Annotated in this window: 18 protein-coding genes; 11 read left to right on the plus strand and 7 right to left on the minus strand. The window is 60.2% G+C overall.

All coding sequences use genetic code 11. The features are described 5' to 3' along the window. Positions 1–112 precede the first annotated feature (112 nt). The gene (locus AC1D35_RS02875; protein WP_113309255.1) at positions 113–601 is read right to left on the minus strand and encodes a GAF domain-containing protein; all 489 of its coding nucleotides are present in this window, start codon (positions 599–601) and stop codon (positions 113–115) included. Positions 602–1,125: 524 nt separating this feature from the next. Between AC1D35_RS02875 and AC1D35_RS02880 the strand changes: the two genes are divergently transcribed. Then, entirely contained in the window at positions 1,126–1,731 is a 606-nt protein-coding gene (locus AC1D35_RS02880) for a carboxymuconolactone decarboxylase family protein (protein WP_113309256.1), read from the plus strand. A 31-nt stretch (positions 1,732–1,762) separates the two neighbouring features. On the opposite strand, the gene AC1D35_RS02885 is transcribed toward AC1D35_RS02880, so the two are convergent. Further along, complete coding sequence (locus AC1D35_RS02885; RefSeq protein WP_113309277.1) at positions 1,763–2,692, minus strand: alpha/beta hydrolase; 930 nt, start codon at positions 2,690–2,692, stop codon at positions 1,763–1,765. Between the two features lie 305 nt (positions 2,693–2,997). On the opposite strand from AC1D35_RS02885, the gene AC1D35_RS02890 reads away from it, so the two are divergent. After that, positions 2,998–3,420, plus strand: a complete 423-nt coding sequence (locus tag AC1D35_RS02890) for a lipocalin-like domain-containing protein (RefSeq protein WP_477837158.1) — start codon at positions 2,998–3,000, stop codon at positions 3,418–3,420. A 4-nt stretch (positions 3,421–3,424) separates the two neighbouring features. Here AC1D35_RS02890 and AC1D35_RS02895 read toward each other — a convergent pair whose 3' ends face one another. After that, entirely contained in the window at positions 3,425–4,312 is an 888-nt protein-coding gene (locus AC1D35_RS02895; RefSeq protein ID WP_477837160.1) for a LysR family transcriptional regulator, read from the minus strand. A 124-nt stretch (positions 4,313–4,436) separates the two neighbouring features. Here AC1D35_RS02895 and AC1D35_RS02900 point away from each other — a divergent pair, with 124 nt between their 5' ends. The 7 genes from AC1D35_RS02900 to AC1D35_RS02930 all read left to right on the plus strand — a co-directional run bounded on the left by AC1D35_RS02900 (position 4,437) and on the right by AC1D35_RS02930 (position 8,651). After that, a complete protein-coding gene (locus tag AC1D35_RS02900; protein ID WP_113309258.1) occupies positions 4,437–5,276 on the plus strand; it encodes an oxidoreductase in 840 nt (279 codons plus the stop codon). Positions 5,277–5,429: 153 nt separating this feature from the next. Then, complete coding sequence (locus tag AC1D35_RS02905; RefSeq protein ID WP_113309259.1) at positions 5,430–6,434, plus strand: 2-dehydropantoate 2-reductase; 1,005 nt, start codon at positions 5,430–5,432, stop codon at positions 6,432–6,434. Between the two features lie 115 nt (positions 6,435–6,549). Then, positions 6,550–6,696, plus strand: a complete 147-nt coding sequence (locus AC1D35_RS02910) for a hypothetical protein (RefSeq protein ID WP_477837164.1) — start codon at positions 6,550–6,552, stop codon at positions 6,694–6,696. 9 nt (positions 6,697–6,705) lie between these two features. Then, positions 6,706–7,626 (plus strand): 4-hydroxy-tetrahydrodipicolinate synthase, encoded by a 921-nt coding sequence (gene dapA / locus AC1D35_RS02915; RefSeq protein ID WP_113309260.1) that lies wholly within the window; start codon positions 6,706–6,708, stop codon positions 7,624–7,626. Positions 7,627–7,748: 122 nt separating this feature from the next. Then, on the plus strand, positions 7,749–7,934 hold the full coding sequence (locus AC1D35_RS02920) for a hypothetical protein (protein ID WP_113309261.1): 186 nt from the start codon (positions 7,749–7,751) through the stop codon (positions 7,932–7,934). A gap of 23 nt (positions 7,935–7,957) precedes the next feature. After that, positions 7,958–8,221 (plus strand): hypothetical protein, encoded by a 264-nt coding sequence (locus tag AC1D35_RS02925; RefSeq protein ID WP_113297868.1) that lies wholly within the window; start codon positions 7,958–7,960, stop codon positions 8,219–8,221. A gap of 124 nt (positions 8,222–8,345) precedes the next feature. After that, entirely contained in the window at positions 8,346–8,651 is a 306-nt protein-coding gene (locus AC1D35_RS02930; RefSeq protein WP_113297869.1) for a DUF1883 domain-containing protein, read from the plus strand. An 18-nt stretch (positions 8,652–8,669) separates the two neighbouring features. Here AC1D35_RS02930 and AC1D35_RS02935 read toward each other — a convergent pair whose 3' ends face one another. After that, complete coding sequence (locus AC1D35_RS02935) at positions 8,670–9,986, minus strand: replication-associated recombination protein A (protein ID WP_113297870.1); 1,317 nt, start codon at positions 9,984–9,986, stop codon at positions 8,670–8,672. After that, on the minus strand, positions 9,983–11,383 hold the full coding sequence (locus tag AC1D35_RS02940) for a DegQ family serine endoprotease (protein WP_113297871.1): 1,401 nt from the start codon (positions 11,381–11,383) through the stop codon (positions 9,983–9,985). The genes AC1D35_RS02935 and AC1D35_RS02940 overlap by 4 nt, the downstream gene beginning before the upstream one ends. 287 nt (positions 11,384–11,670) lie before the next feature. On the opposite strand from AC1D35_RS02940, the gene AC1D35_RS02945 reads away from it, so the two are divergent. Next, on the plus strand, positions 11,671–12,021 hold the full coding sequence (locus tag AC1D35_RS02945) for a lysozyme inhibitor LprI family protein (protein ID WP_113309262.1): 351 nt from the start codon (positions 11,671–11,673) through the stop codon (positions 12,019–12,021). A gap of 6 nt (positions 12,022–12,027) precedes the next feature. On the opposite strand, the gene AC1D35_RS02950 is transcribed toward AC1D35_RS02945, so the two are convergent. Further along, positions 12,028–12,486, minus strand: a complete 459-nt coding sequence (locus AC1D35_RS02950) for a MarR family winged helix-turn-helix transcriptional regulator (RefSeq protein ID WP_113309263.1) — start codon at positions 12,484–12,486, stop codon at positions 12,028–12,030. A gap of 75 nt (positions 12,487–12,561) precedes the next feature. On the opposite strand from AC1D35_RS02950, the gene AC1D35_RS02955 reads away from it, so the two are divergent. Continuing rightward, positions 12,562–12,966 (plus strand): GFA family protein, encoded by a 405-nt coding sequence (locus AC1D35_RS02955; RefSeq protein WP_477938217.1) that lies wholly within the window; start codon positions 12,562–12,564, stop codon positions 12,964–12,966. A 58-nt stretch (positions 12,967–13,024) separates the two neighbouring features. On the opposite strand, the gene ilvD is transcribed toward AC1D35_RS02955, so the two are convergent. Beyond that, complete coding sequence (gene ilvD, locus AC1D35_RS02960) at positions 13,025–14,863, minus strand: dihydroxy-acid dehydratase (protein ID WP_113297875.1); 1,839 nt, start codon at positions 14,861–14,863, stop codon at positions 13,025–13,027. Positions 14,864–14,886: the final 23 nt, after the last annotated feature.

Raw genomic sequence — 14,886 nt, forward strand, 5'->3', positions numbered from 1 at the left:
GCCTGAACGCGAGCGCCGCTCGATCAGTGACCTAGCACGATTTCCCCGAAGGTGAATACAGGATCAAACTCGGCGAGAGACGCGGCGGCTGATCGTCGCCACACCAGTCCGCTCAGAAGCGGGTTGCCGCAGCAAAGATTTCCGCCAGGCGTTCGATGCCAGCCTGATCGTCGGCATCGAAACGGGCGGGAATCGGGCTGTCGAGATCAATGACGCCGATAATCTTATCACCGTTGCGGACGGGAACGACGAGTTCGGATCGGGATGCGGCGTCGCAGGCGATATGGCCGGGAAACGCATGAACATCTGCCACGAGGATCGAGGCGCGCTCCTTGACCGCCGTGCCGCACACGCCGCGGCCGACAGGAATGCGCACGCAGGCGGGCTTGCCCTGGAACGGGCCAAGCACCAGTTCCTCGCCCTTCAGAAGATAGAAGCCCGCCCAGTTGAGATCGGCCATCGTCTGGAACATCAGTGCCGAGGTGTTGGCGGCGTTTGCGATCATATCCGGCTCGCCTTCGAGCAGTCCCTGCAGCTGCTGGGCGAGCTCGCGATAGAATTCGGCCTTATTATCCACCTTGATCGATGCCGCCTGGAACATTATCACGTCCACTTCCTGTTTCTGAACCGCTGATATAGGCGGCCAGGCGGGTTTTGACAAACGGTCGAGCGGGAGCGCAGCATTGAATTGCGGCAGCAAATCCGATCAGATTTACGCTTGACGAAGACGATCAGAATATCGGCTGCCCTCCTCTTGCGCAGTGACGCCGTATGCCTCTGGTGCGCAAGCGCGGCACCGTGGCCGTCTGGAACAGTTTCAGGCGCCAACGGCCAGCGAGCCGGATCATGTGCTCATCGCTGATGTCTTCCTGCGGCATGTGGAGGATGACGACATCGAAGCAACAGTGGAGATTGAGGAGATACGTTGAATATCACCGGCCGAACCGGGCGAGATCATCATGGCGTCGCTGACGGAACGCCACATCCTGCCATTCTATCGCCGGCGGAAGAGCCGGGCAGCCGGTTAAGGTATCCGGCATCCGTTTTGCGCAAAGCGTTCGGCGCGCAGATTGATGTCATCCGATGCTGCTCTATTCTCACAATTGATCAAGGGAGGATCATGCCATGGCCTTCATTCATACCCCCGATGCATCTGCCAGCGAGAAGACGGCTTCGATGTACGCCTCGGCCGAAGCGAGTTACGGCTATCTGCCGAATATGTACCGCGCCTTCGGCCACCGGCCCGAGGTGATGGAACACTGGGGGACGCTGCTCGCCAGCATTCGCGGCCATATGAGCCAGCGGCGTTATGAATTGGTCACGCTGGCAGCAGCCAGGGAGCTGAAGTCGTCCTATTGCATGTTGGCACATGGTTCGGTGCTGCTGCGCGACGGCTTTACCAATGACAGTCTTTCGGCTGTCGCCGGCGGCAGCGAGAAAGCGCCGATCGATACGGTCGAGCGGGCGATCATGGACTTTTCCGCCAAGGTGGCGCGCGACGCGACCTCGGTGACCCAGCAGGACATCGATGGCTTGAAGCGCCTCCAACTGAGCGACGCGGAGATCTTCGACGTGACCGCGGCAGCGGCAGCGCGCTGTTTCTTCTCCAAGATGCTGGATGCGCTGGGTGCTGCGCCCGATCATGCCTATGCCGAACGGCTCGATCCCAAGCTTCGTCAGAAGCTTACCATCGGCCGGCCGATCGAGGGGCTGAATTCGAACCATTCGTAAGAGCTGCGATCGTGCGGTATTGGATTGGTCCTTACTGTGCTGGCGGGTCTGCAAAATGCGTGATCGCGAACTCGGCGATCTTCTGGCCGGCCTTGTCGGCGTCATCCAGCACGGATGGGAAAAGCTGCCATTGATGCGGCATTCCCGGCCAGACCTGCGCTGTCACATCGACGCCATCCTTGCGCGCCTTGTCGGCAAGTCGCAGCGTGTCGTCGAGCAGCAGCTCGCCGGAACCGACTTGCAGCAGCAATGGCGGAAAACCCGAGAGATCGGCATAGAGCGGGGAAATGTCGGGATCCGTCGCGGAATTATTACCGAGATAGGCCTTGCGGAGCGCCTCCAGCGCAGTCTTGTCCAGTACCTGATCGTTAGCGGCGTTCGACGTGACCGATGCGCCTGATACAGCCAGATCAGTGATCGGGCTCAGCGCCACGACGGCGGCCGGCAGCGGCTGTCTGGAGCGCATTTGCCGCAGCACAGTTTCGAGTGCGAGATTGCCGCCTGCACCATCACCCATAACAATGATATTTCCGTTGCTGTAGCCGCTGTCGAGCAGATAGCGGTAGGCGCTCAAGGCGTCGTTGATCTGCGCGGGATAGCCGTATTCCGGGGTCCGCCGGTAATCGATGAGCAGCACGTCGCTGGAAGCGGCCTTGGCAAGCGAGCCGGCAAGCAGGCTATGGCTGCGAATGGAGCCGCTGTAAAAGCCGCCGCCATGGATGAAAAGGATCGCGCGCCGGCCGATCGGGTGGTGAAGGCGCGCCGGCCAGATCAGCTCGGCCTCGACCCCGCCGGCATCGACATGCCGGATCTGAATGCGTGTCGGCTCCGGCAGCGATTCCATGAAATCGCGGAACGCGGTGCGCCGGTCCCGCAGGGTCTCGGCACCTTTGAAATGATCCTTCCGGTGGGAAAGCAGCTTTTCCACCTGCTCCTGAGAGGCCGGTGTCTGTGCGGGCATCTCCTCTGCCCCGAGGGGAAGAGCAGACAGAACCACGGCTGCAAGCGCTGACAGCAGGCCCGTGCGACATTCCACTTTCCACCGACTGTTGGCAGAAAAAATCGGCTTCCTCATTCGCCCCTCCGGCGCTGATCTTCTTTTGTGCGGCGCATCTTCACCACTTCGCCACCGAGAGTCAAAAGGGAGTTTTGGGTGATTGCCAGGAGCCTCTCCTGGTCAGACTGGAGCATTCCGACCACAAAAGGTTCCGGGTTCGTAGTTCGCATTTTTTAGTTGTGCTAGACTACTTTAAGGAGGGGAAGATCATGGATAGAGCCGCTCTGCTCGGGACGTGGCGAATGATTTCCTGGACACGAACCGTCGTTGCGACGGGGGAAGTCAGCGACGCCATGGGTGCCGATCCCATCGGATATATCGCCTATCATGCCGATGGCCGGATGATGGCTTTCGTCACCAACCGCCGCAGGCCGAAACCCAACGGCAAGGCCCCCAGCGATAATGAAAAGGCAGCGCTTTTCGATACAATGCTGGCTTATACGGCTGCCTATACGCTGGAGGGCGACAGGGTGATCCATCATGTCGAGGCCGCCTGGAACCCGACATGGGAGCGCCCTCTCGTCCGGCCTCTACATATGGAAGGTGACACGCTCGTCATCAGTGACGCGCCCGGCACCGATCCGGTCACGGGAGAGGATGTCGTCTACCGGCTGGAATTCCGCAAGCTCTGACCACTCAATCACCCCGGATCGCGTCGATCACTGTCCGGAATCCTGCCGAAATATGTCGTCGGCTGGGATAATAGAGATAAAGCGGCTCCTCCGGCTGGCACCATTCGTCCAGTACCTGGATCAACTGATTGCTCGCGATCAACGGCACCGCCCTGCCCTCCCAGACATAGGCGAGTGCAACGCCGCTGAGCGCCGCCGCCGTCATCAATTCGTGATCGTCTAGGGAAAGCGGGCCGGTTGGGTGGAAGGTTATGGCCTGCCCGTCCTTTTCAAAATCCCAGGGGTAACGCACGCCTGAGGGGAACATGTTCTGGACGCAGATATGCCGCTTCAGGTCATGTGGCGTCTGCGGCTTCGGCCGGGTTTCGAAATAGGCGGGTGCCCCGACGACGACGAGGCGCATGCGCGGCTTGATGCGCACGGCGATCATCCCTTCGGTGACACGCTCGCCGAAGCGAATGCCGCCATCGAACCCCTCCTCGACGATATCCACCAGCCGGTCCGTTGCCGCGATTTCAAGCTGCAGGTTCGGGTTCTTCATCAATAGCGGCCCGATGACCTGGCCGACGACGAAGGGCGCAATGGAATTGCCGACATTAATGCGGACACGACCGAAGGGCGTATCGCGGAAACGGTTCAGCGCATCGAGTGCAGAATTGATCTCGCCGAAGGCCGGATCGAGATGAGAGCGCAACAGTTCGCCAGCCTCTGTCAGCGAAACGCTGCGGGTCGTACGATTCAAGAGGCGAATGCCGATGCGGTCTTCCAGATTGAGCACGGCATGGCTGATCGCGGAGGCTGTGACACCCCTCTCCTCTCCCGCCTTGCGAAAGCTCTTGTGCCTGGCGACAGCGACAAAAGCCGCCATTTCGGAAAGCTCGGTCGCTCTCATTGCTGAATTTCACTCATCATAGCATCTCAAATAACAAATCTTATACATCAGCGAGATTTGCGTCAAATTCCTCTTCGTCAGCAACGCACTGCTGAAACAAACACTCTGACGAAAGGGAATTGCCATGAAAGTCTGGTTCATTACGGGTGCATCGCGTGGTTTCGGCGCGCTGATGACCAAGGACGCTCTTGCCGCCGGCGACGCTGTCGTTGCCACCGCTCGCAACCCCAAGACTATCACCGAACAGTTCGGCGATCATGCGAACCTGCTTGCCGTCGCTCTCGACGTCACCAACGAAGACCAAGCCAGGCAAGCCGCGGCTGCCGCCATCGCCCGCTTCGGCCGCATCGATATCCTCGCCAACAATGCCGGTTACGGCCTGCTCGGCGCTGTCGAGGAAGCAACTGCCGAAGAGATCGAAAAGATCTATGCCACCAACGTCTTCGGCCTCTTAAAGGTCACCCGCGCCGTGCTGCCCTATATGCGCCGCCAGCGCGCCGGCCATATCCTGAACTTCTCCTCGATCGGCGGTTACTACGGCTTCCCCGGCTGGGGCGTCTATGGCTCCACGAAGTTTGCCGTCGAAGGCCTGTCGGAATCGCTGGCGACCGAAGTCGAACCCTTCGGCATCAAGGTCACGATCGTCGAGCCCGGCTTCTTCCGCACGGACTTCCTGCATGACAATTCGCTGGCGGTCAGCCCGGCCTCCATTCCTGATTATGTCGGCACGCCGGCCGGCAACATGCGCGACTTCGCAGCCGACGCCAACCATGCCCAGCCGGGCGACCCGGCAAAGTTAACTGCCGGCATCATCGAGATGGTGAACTCGGCCAACCCGCCGCTGCGCATGCCTTTCGGCAGCGATACGGTTGCCAAGATCGAAGAAGAAAATGCCAGCGTGGAGAAGGAACTGGCCCAGTGGCGCAAGCTCGCCGTCTCCACGGATTTCGAACAGACTGCCTGAGAAGGCCTGACTTTCCCACAGCAACAAGCGCGCCCTCCGGCGCGCTTCATTCATTTCGGCGTGAAGATCGTCGCATCGGCAAGATTTTCACTCGCGCCGGCGCAGCGATGACCTAAATCTACGGGCGTCATCACGAATGCGGAAGGGCAAGGCATGACTATCAAATCCATTTGCATCTACGGAGCCGGCGCACTCGGAGGTGCAATCGCCGTCAAGCTGGCAAGCCGGCTCGGCGATGACGTGACCGTCTCGGTCGTCGCGCGGGGTGCGCATCTAGACGCGATCTGTGAACGCGGCCTTTCCCTTCATGAAGCAGATGCAGACAGGCCGATCAATGTACGGATCACGGCAACAAACGATCCGACAACGCTGCCCCCGCAAGACCTCATCATCACCGGCCTCAAAGGCCATCAACTTAGTCCTGCGGCAGAAGACATGGCCACCCTGCTGAAGGAAAACACCCGCGTCGTCATGGTGCTGAACGGTATTCCCTGGTGGTATTTCCACCGGGATACGCAAAGCGGCCATGCCGAACTTCAGCTCGAAGAGCTCGATCCCGGCGGTAAGCTGTGGCACCTGATCGGGCCGGAGCGGGTGATCGGCTGCGTGGCACTGCAGGGCGCCGAGGTCGTCAATCCCGGCGAGATCCGCCTTTCCAATGTTGGTCGTTTCGTGCTTGGCGAACCGTCGGGCGAGATGTCGACCGATCTCGAAACCGTTGCCGGCCTCTTTGCCAAGGCAGGCCTCAATGTTTCGACCACGCCACGCATTCGCGACGAGATCTGGAGCAAACTGACGGGCAATGCGGCTTTCAACCCTCTCAGCGCCCTGACGCGCGCCTTGATGACCGACATCATGGCCGATCCGTCGCTGTTCGACATGGTCGGCAAGATCATGAAGGAAGTGCGCGCCGTTGGAAGTGCCCTTGGCGCGAAATTCAGCATCACCATCGAGGAAAGGCTCGAGCAGTCGCGCAATATCGGCCCTGTACGCACATCAATGCTTCAAGATCTTCTGGCCGGCAAAGCGCTGGAAATCGTGCCGCTCGTCGGTATGGTCGTGGCACTCGGACGCACTGCCAACGTGCCGACGCCCGTCTCGGAAGTCGTGCTCGCGCTGGTCACGCAGCTCGACAAGGAAAACCAGCGGGGCGGCTGACATCGGCCTCTTTATGCGATTCCTATATCTTCGATCTCCACTCCGAATGGATTTCCTATCGGAGGCGGCAGTAGCCTTTGCCACAACAGCAAAGGTTACCGCCATGCGAGATGTCATGTCCTCCCGATACTTGCCGCTTCGCCCCTACCACATCACGCGCGGAAAGCGGCAGATGCGTGAGAAGCGCACGGCCCAGACGCTGATGATCTTCGGCATCGTGCTCGCCTGTGTCGAACTCTATGTGATCCTCGGCTCGCTCTGAGACCCCATCATGAACAGCAAAGGAAGACTGCGCCCGGGTGGCGCGATCACCGCGCTCGTCACGCCGTTCCGCAACGGCGAAGTCGACAGCGCAGCATTGGAAGCTCTTGTTGAATGGCAGGTGCTGAGCGGCGTCGATGGACTCGCCCTCTGCACGGCGGCGGGTGAAGGGCTGAGCCTTTCACCTCGGGAACGCCGCATGGTGCTCGACATCTGCATCCGGGCCGCGGCGGACCGTATTCCGGTGATCGCCGCGGCCGGAACCAATTGCACCGAGACTACGATCGCGCTTATCCGGGATGCGGAAGAATGCGGTGCCCGCGCTGTGCTTATCACCGTCCCCTATTATTCCAAGCCAGGGCAGAAGGGCATTCTCCATCATTTCCAGCAAATCGCTGCGGCAAGCAATCTGCCTGTTCTGATCGAGAATGCGCCAGCTCGCACGGCGAGTGACCTGACGGCGGAAACGCTGGAGCGACTTGCCGAACTCGATGCGATTGTCGCTATCGTCGATGCGACGGGGGATATTGCCCGCTTCGCCAACCTACCGCCTGCACTGCGACGCCGCTTCCTTTTCCTGTCCGGCCATGACGGCACGGCGCTTTCCTTTCATCTGGCGGGCGGCAACGGCATCGTGTCGGCGGCCGCCAATATCCTTCCGCGGCTCGTCACCTCGCTGCAGCAGGCAGCTTATGGGAGCGATATCTCCGCAGCGTTTGCGCTCAACGACAGGCTGCATCCGCTCGTCGCGGCACTGGGTTCGGAGAGTGATCCTGCCCGAGTGAAATATGCGTTGCAGGTGCTGCGCGGCACGTCGGCCGATCTTCGTCTGCCACTCGTATCGGCCGAGGCCGAAAGCCGCGTCGCGATTATAGCCGCGCTTTCTCCTTTTGTCGGCGGCGGCGCTCAGCGCATGGCGCTGTCCCTATGAGATTTTAATATTTTCGCTTTTGGCACCAAATGGAAACCCTATCCGCCAGCATCTATCTTTATCAGCGTGACACCGCCGCGGAACTCAAACGGCGGTTGAGTTAGACTTCGAAAGGACAAACGATGTCACGCCTGACCGATACGAATGCCAAGACCGACCCGCTGCAACGTAGCGTAAGCGCCCATACAGCTGCGGTCGATCCCTCCCACCCGCTACTTGTCGGCCTTGCAGCCGTCGCACCACGGCTCGGCGTCGTCATGGCCTTTGCCGGGCTCGTGCAGGTAAGCTTTCACCTTATCTCCCAGTGAGCGCCGGATCGAGGATCACGACAATGGCAAATGCACAGCAACGCCGGCAGTTTTCGGCTCCCCTCACCACGCGTCCGGCCCGCTTCACTGTCGGCCGCGCCAAGGGCGGAGGTTGGATCGTCCAGGATCGCGAGGGGCTCGTCGGCGGCCTCTTCGTCAATGAAGCCGCAGCCCTCCATTTCGCTGCGGAAGAGTGCAACCACAATCCCGCTGATATCTGCCGCGCGGCAACGGGCACGGTGCTCGATTTTGCACCTCTTGCGCGTGGTGCCGGCAATATCCACTAAATACCGTGTCGTTCCTGCCATTTTGGCACAGCAGGAACGGCACCAGGCCCAAGGTTTCCAACTTTTCCTTAACTGCCGTCCTGATAGAGTCCCGCGTGCAGAGACTACATGTGCCGCGAGACCGATGCCGAAACCAAACTTCCGCTTCACCCATTATGATATCAAGGAACAGCGCCCCGGAACGATTGTCGAGGTGTCGCTGAGCGCTGTGAACAATGTGCGGCTGATGACTGCCCCGAACTTCCAGCGGTTCACCGAAGTGCTCGACTTCAAATATATCGGCGGTGTCGCGCGCAAATCACCGATCAGGCTCGCCATTCCCGAAAGCGGCCACTGGCATATTGTCGTCGACATGGAAGGCCATCACGGGCTTGCAGATTCCTCGGTCAAGCTGATCAACGCGCCCGTCACGCAGTCGCGCGTTTCCTGATCTCAGCGCGGAACCCTATCAGCGCTGATTGCGCTCCTTACGAAGTTTCGCCCACCAGTCCAGCCGCTTGCGGATCTCGCGTTCGAAACCGCGCTCGGGCGGATCATAAAAGGTCTGGCGGCCCATCTTTTCCGGAAAATAATCCTGGCCCGAGAAGGCATCCGGCTCGTCATGGTCGTAGCGGTAGCCATCGCCATATCCTTCGCCCTTCATCAGCTTGGTCGGCGCGTTGAGGATATGCTTGGGCGGTAATAGCGAACCGTTCTGCTTGGCGGCCATCGTCGCCGCCTTGAAGGCGGTATAGACGGCATTCGATTTCGGTGCGGTCGCGAGATAGACGCAGGCTTGCGCGAACGCCAACTCGCCTTCCGGTGAACCGAGATAGTCATAGGCATCCTTGGCGGCATTGCAGATCACTAGCGCCTGCGGGTCGGCAAGGCCGATATCCTCCACCGCCATACGCACCAGCCGGCGACCGAGATAGAGCGGATCCTCACCGGCATCGAACATGCGGGCGAGATAATAGAGCGCAGCATCGGGATCGGAGCCGCGGACGGACTTGTGGAGTGCCGAGATCAGATTGTAATGACCGTCCTGTGCCTTGTCGTAGACTGGCGCCCGGCGCTGGACGATACGCGTCAGGCCCTCGGTATCGAAGGTTTCGCCCTCGCGGGCAGCACGCCAGACTTCCTCGGCAAGGGTCAGCACCGCGCGGCCGTCGCCATCGGCCATACGGATCAGGCTGGCGCGCGCATCCTCGGTCAGCGGCAGCGGTTTCTGCTCGACAGCCTCGGCACGTTTCAGCAATTCCTCGAGGCTCTGTTCCTCATGCGACTTGAAGGTCAGCACCCGCGCGCGCGACAGAAGGGCGGCGTTGAGCTCGAAGGACGGATTTTCCGTCGTAGCGCCGACGAGGATGACCGTGCCATCCTCCATGACCGGCAGGAAGCTGTCCTGCTGGGCTCGATTAAAACGATGGATCTCATCGACGAAAAGAAGCGTCTGGCGGCCGTCCATGCGACGCAGGCGGGCTGTCTCGAAGACCTTTTTCAGATCGGCAACGCCAGAGAAGATCGCCGAGATCTGTTCGAATGCCAGACCCGCCTCGCCGGAAAGCAACCGCGCGACCGTCGTCTTGCCGGTGCCGGGCGGCCCCCAGAAGATCATGGAGCCGAGTGAGCCGCTTTCGATCATTCGGCGCAGAACACCATCTTCACCGGTCAGATGTTCCTGACCGGTGACTTCGCCGAGCGTCTTCGGCCGCAAGCGATCGGCAAGCGGGCGCCGGCTGGCGACCTCTTCCGGAACACGCGGCGCGAAGAGATCATTGCTCATCGAAAGAACTGCCGGATACGCTGACCATCACGCTCGATCTCGACCCGCCACAGGCCCGGATCGGAATCGGCAATCTCCTGCAGGTCGTGGCTGGTCTTCACTTCAGCGCCATTGATGGAGACAATAATATCCTTCGGCTCGAAACCAAGCCGGGCAGCTGGAGAGTCCCCTGTCACGTCGGAGATGACGACACCGGTCGAATCCAGCGGCATGCGGAGTTCATCGGCGACGCGGGGCGACAGGTTTTCCACCACGGCACCTGTGAAGGGCGTACGTCCGCCGATCGTGCGCTGATCGCGCGGCTGGGTTTCCGGCGCGCGGGCGAGCACAAGCGGCATCTGTTCCTCACGCCCGTTCTCGACGACGGTCAGATTGACCGACTTGCCGAGACCGGCAGTCGTCAGGCGATAGAGAAGCGCATCCGGATGCTCGACGGAGACACCATCGACGGCGGTGATGATCTCGCCCACCTTGAGGCCGGCTTTGGCTGCCGGACTGTCCGGACTGAGCTTGGCGATCAGCGCGCCACGCGCCTTGTCGAGGCCGAGTGCATCGGCGACCTCAGAGGTCACCGGATCGAAGCTCGCACCGATATAGGGTCGCTCGAAGGATTTGACGCCGGCATCGGCAGAAGCGAGGAAGACCTTCACGAGATTGGCGGGAATGGCAAAGCCGATACCGTTGGAACCGCCGCCACGCGAGAAGATCGCCGTATTGATGCCGATCAGTTCGCCCTTCATGTTCATCAGCGCGCCGCCGGAATTGCCGGGATTGATCGACGCGTCCGTCTGGATGAAGAAGCCGAACTCGTTCTTGACGACCTGATTGCGGGCAAGTGCGGAAACGATGCCGCTGGTCACCGTCTGGCCGACGCCAAAGGGATTGCCGATCGCCAGTACGAGATCACCGACTTCCACAGCATCGGAATTGCCGATCGGCAATGCCGGGAAGTCCGCCTTGCTGTCGATCTTCAGCACGGCGAGATCGACACGGTCGTCACGCAGCACGACCGTGCAGGGGAATTCCCGGCCGTCGGAGAGCGCCACCTTAATGTCGTCGGCGCCCTCGATGACGTGATTATTGGTCACCACAGTGCCGTTCGTCTCGATGATGACGCCGGACCCCAGCGAAGACTGCTTCTCGGACCGGTTCGGCATCTGCTGGCCGAAGAACTGCTCGAAGAAGGGATCGCCGGCAAAAGGCGACTGACGCCGGACGGTCTTTTCGGCATAGACGTTCACGACGGCGCCTGACGTCTGCTTGACCAGTGGCGCGAAGGAAAGCTGCATCTGCATCTGACTTTCCGGCACGGTCTTGGTCTGCGCTTCGGCGGCAGCCGGCAGCAGAAGTGTCAATGCCAGAAGGGAAACGGAGGCGCGCTTGAACAGGCCTTGCATGGGAATCCTTTTGAAATGCTCTCAAGAAAATGTTGTAGCGCCCGACGCTAGAAAGGAAAGAGGGCGGAAGCATGGAAGATAAGGCATTCCGGATCTGGGAATTTGAATCAGGAAAATCAATCATGTTGCTGATATTTAAACCCAAAAGCTGCGCAGAGTCACCGGAGAGAGATATTATTCGGCAGGCGTGTATCGGGCTGGAAGGCGGGGTTTCGTCCTTGCCATAAACCGAACCTGCATCATCTTCCTGCAGACCGAATATCGTGTCCACGAAGCAGGGAAAGATCATGAAGACAGCCATTCTATCAGCGACGCTTTGCGCCACTCTCTTATCGCTCGCGCCACACGGTGCGCAGGCGGCAAGCTTCAACTGCGATGCAAAGGAGTTGCTGCCGGATGAGAAAGTGATCTGCGAGGACCGGTCGCTCAACGACGCCGATGTTAAGATGGTGACCACCTTCGAGCTGCTGTCCGGCCTGCTGGCCATGGGCGCACGCGGTACGCTGCAGGACGAGCAGACCGCGTGGCTGAAGAAGCGGCAGGCCTGTGGTCCGGATGCCGCCTGCATTGGCGCTGCCTATCAGGAGCGGTTGAAGCAGATGGACGAAACCTACAAGAACATCAATCGTCCACTCTAAAGACATTCAGTCCGGTGTGCTCTGACCCTGGAAATCGGCAATCATCTCGTTGATGAGACTGGCCGCCTGACGTACCCGTTCTTCGCCGTAAGTCGCGCCGTGTTCGTTTGCCCAGACGGCTTGGCGGCCGGAGATATCGGCAAGCGCCCTCTTCCCCGCCTCGGTCAGTTCCATCAGCTTGGCACGCTGATGGACAGGATTGGCGCGGTAGGCAATCAACCCCTCGCCTTCCAGCAGATCGGCAATGCGCTGCACTCCCTGGCGCGCAAGGCCGAGCGCACGCGCGGCATCGGCAACCGACATGGGCGCATGATCGGCTGCGGCAAGCACCTGCCAGCGCGCGCTCGTCTGCCCGGCGGGTTTGGCAAGCGCGTCGCCCACAGCCTGCAAATGGGCCGAGAAGCGGAGCACCGCTATGGAAAGTGCAGCAAAGGCATCGCCATCGGGCGTACGTTTTTTTGTCATCTTGACAACATATTGTCATACATCGATAATGACAATATGTTGTCATACTACAATGCGATACGCAAGGAGGAGCATATGAAGAATACCTATCACGGAAGCTGTCACTGCGGCCGGATCCGCTACGAGGCCGATATCGACCTTCAGGCCGGGACGGGAAAGTGTAATTGCTCGATCTGCTGGAAGCTCCGCTATTGGGGCACCAATATCAAGCCAGAGGACTTTCGCCTGCTGTGCGAGGAAACTGGCATCAGCGATTACCAGTTCGGCACTTTCTCCGGTCATCACCGCTTCTGTGCCAATTGCGGAGTACCGGCTTATGGCGACGGTTATATCGAGGCGATGGGTGGCGCCTATGTGTCAATCAATCTCGCCTGCCTTGACGATCTCGACCCTGCCGAACTCGCCGAGGCGCCGTTGCAATATTATGATGGCAGGAACAATAGCTGGTGGACTGTGCCTGCAGAAACGCGGCATCTCTGAACATGAAAAGACCCACTGACGTTTAATCAGTGGATCTTCAGTTTGAGAGGTTGTTCGCTCAGCGCGCGTTCAGGTCGCGAACCGCACCACGGTCGGCGCTGGTTGCAAAGGCCGCATAAGCCTTGAGCGCAGTCGAAACATTGCGCTTGCGCGGCTCGGCCGGATGCCAGCCCTTCTGATCCTGCTCGGCGCGACGGGCGGCAAGTTCCTCGTCACCGACGCGCAGGCTGATCGTCCGGTTCGGAATGTCGATGTCGATCATGTCGCCTTCGCGCACCAAGCCGATCGTGCCGCCGTTTGCCGCTTCCGGCGAAGCATGGCCGATCGAAAGACCGGAGGTGCCGCCGGAGAACCGGCCGTCGGTGATCAGCGCACACGCCTTGCCGAGGCCCTTCGACTTCAGATAACTCGTCGGATAGAGCATTTCCTGCATGCCGGGGCCGCCCTTGGGGCCTTCGTAGCGGATCACAACGACATCGCCGGCCTTGACCTCATTGGCGAGGATCGCCTTGACGGAAGCATCCTGGCTTTCGAAAACGCGGGCCGGGCCAGAGAATTTCAGGATCGATTCATCGACACCGGCAGTCTTCACGATGCAGCCATCGACCGCCAGATTACCCTTGAGGACAGCAAGGCCGCCATCCTTGGAGAAGGGATGCTCGACCGAGCGAATGACGCCGCCGACACGGTCGGTATCAAGCTCGTCCCAGCGAGCTTCCTGGCTGAAGGCGACCTGTGTCGGGATACCGCCCGGTGCCGCACGGTAGAAGTTGCGCACAGTATCGCTGGTGGTGCGCGTGATATCCCAACGATCGATCGCATCGCCGAGCGTTTCGGCATGAACCGTCGGGCAGTCACGATTGAGCAGGCCACCCTTATCGAGCTCGCCCAAGATCGACATGATGCCGCCTGCGCGGTGAACGTCTTCCATGTGCACGTCGGACTTGGCAGGTGCGACCTTGGAAAGGCAGGGAACGCGGCGCGACAGCGCATCGATGTCGGCCATGGTGAAATCCACCTCGCCTTCATGGGCAGCCGCCAGAATGTGCAGAACGGTGTTGGTGGAGCCGCCCATGGCAATATCAAGCGTCATGGCATTCTCAAACGCCTGCTTCGAGGCGATGACACGTGGCAGGGTCTTTTCATCTTCCTGCTCATAATAACGGCGGGCGAGGTCGACGATCAGGTGGCCGGCTTCAACGAAGAGACGCTTGCGATCGGCGTGGGTGGCGAGTGTCGAGCCGTTGCCGGGCAGCGACAGGCCGAGGGCTTCCGTCAGGCAGTTCATGGAGTTTGCGGTAAACATGCCGGAGCATGAACCGCAGGTCGGACAGGCCGAACGTTCGATGACTTGGACGTCTTCGTCTGAGATCTTGTCATCGGCAGCAGCAACCATGGCGTCGACGAGGTCGAGTGCGTGGGTCTTGCCATGCAGGACGACCTTGCCGGCTTCCATCGGGCCACCGGAAACAAAGACAGTGGGTATGTTGAGGCGCAGCGACGCCATCAGCATGCCGGGGGTGATCTTGTCGCAGTTCGAAATGCACACCATGGCATCGGCGCAGTGCGCATTGACCATGTATTCCACGCTGTCGGCTATCAGTTCGCGCGAAGGCAGCGAATAGAGCATGCCGTCATGGCCCATGGCGATGCCATCATCGACAGCGATGGTGTTGAACTCCTTGGCGACACCGCCGGCCGCTTCGATTTCGCGAGCGACGAGCTGGCCGAGATCCTTGAGATGAACGTGGCCGGGCACGAACTGAGTGAAGGAGTTCACCACCGCGATAATCGGCTTGCCGAAATCCGAATCCTTCATGCCCGTGGCGCGCCAAAGGCCGCGCGCGCCTGCCATGTTGCGGCCGTGGGTCGTGGTTCTGGAACGATAAGCTGGCATCGGTGTCTTCCTCAATATCCAGG

The organism is Rhizobium sp. P1_E6, from assembly GCF_056405875.1.

Excerpts from the sequence above, each read along its gene's own strand:
- AC1D35_RS02890 (WP_477837158.1), top strand. The coding sequence starts at position 2,998 with ATGGATAGAGCCGCTCTGCTCGGGACGTGGCGAATGATTTCCTGGACA.
- AC1D35_RS02950 (WP_113309263.1), bottom strand. The coding sequence starts at position 12,486 with ATGACAAAAAAACGTACGCCCGATGGCGATGCCTTTGCTGCACTTTCC.
- AC1D35_RS02930 (WP_113297869.1), top strand. The coding sequence starts at position 8,346 with ATGCCGAAACCAAACTTCCGCTTCACCCATTATGATATCAAGGAACAG.
- dapA (WP_113309260.1), top strand. The coding sequence starts at position 6,706 with ATGAACAGCAAAGGAAGACTGCGCCCGGGTGGCGCGATCACCGCGCTC.
- AC1D35_RS02925 (WP_113297868.1), top strand. The coding sequence starts at position 7,958 with ATGGCAAATGCACAGCAACGCCGGCAGTTTTCGGCTCCCCTCACCACG.
- AC1D35_RS02910 (WP_477837164.1), top strand. The coding sequence starts at position 6,550 with ATGTCCTCCCGATACTTGCCGCTTCGCCCCTACCACATCACGCGCGGA.
- AC1D35_RS02920 (WP_113309261.1), top strand. The coding sequence starts at position 7,749 with ATGTCACGCCTGACCGATACGAATGCCAAGACCGACCCGCTGCAACGT.
- AC1D35_RS02945 (WP_113309262.1), top strand. The coding sequence starts at position 11,671 with ATGAAGACAGCCATTCTATCAGCGACGCTTTGCGCCACTCTCTTATCG.
- AC1D35_RS02885 (WP_113309277.1), bottom strand. The coding sequence starts at position 2,692 with ATGCCCGCACAGACACCGGCCTCTCAGGAGCAGGTGGAAAAGCTGCTT.
- AC1D35_RS02940 (WP_113297871.1), bottom strand. The coding sequence starts at position 11,383 with ATGCAAGGCCTGTTCAAGCGCGCCTCCGTTTCCCTTCTGGCATTGACA.
- AC1D35_RS02905 (WP_113309259.1), top strand. The coding sequence starts at position 5,430 with ATGACTATCAAATCCATTTGCATCTACGGAGCCGGCGCACTCGGAGGT.
- AC1D35_RS02895 (WP_477837160.1), bottom strand. The coding sequence starts at position 4,312 with ATGAGAGCGACCGAGCTTTCCGAAATGGCGGCTTTTGTCGCTGTCGCC.
- AC1D35_RS02900 (WP_113309258.1), top strand. The coding sequence starts at position 4,437 with ATGAAAGTCTGGTTCATTACGGGTGCATCGCGTGGTTTCGGCGCGCTG.
- AC1D35_RS02875 (WP_113309255.1), bottom strand. The coding sequence starts at position 601 with ATGTTCCAGGCGGCATCGATCAAGGTGGATAATAAGGCCGAATTCTAT.
- AC1D35_RS02935 (WP_113297870.1), bottom strand. The coding sequence starts at position 9,986 with ATGAGCAATGATCTCTTCGCGCCGCGTGTTCCGGAAGAGGTCGCCAGC.
- AC1D35_RS02880 (WP_113309256.1), top strand. The coding sequence starts at position 1,126 with ATGGCCTTCATTCATACCCCCGATGCATCTGCCAGCGAGAAGACGGCT.
- ilvD (WP_113297875.1), bottom strand. The coding sequence starts at position 14,863 with ATGCCAGCTTATCGTTCCAGAACCACGACCCACGGCCGCAACATGGCA.
- AC1D35_RS02955 (WP_477938217.1), top strand. The coding sequence starts at position 12,562 with ATGAAGAATACCTATCACGGAAGCTGTCACTGCGGCCGGATCCGCTAC.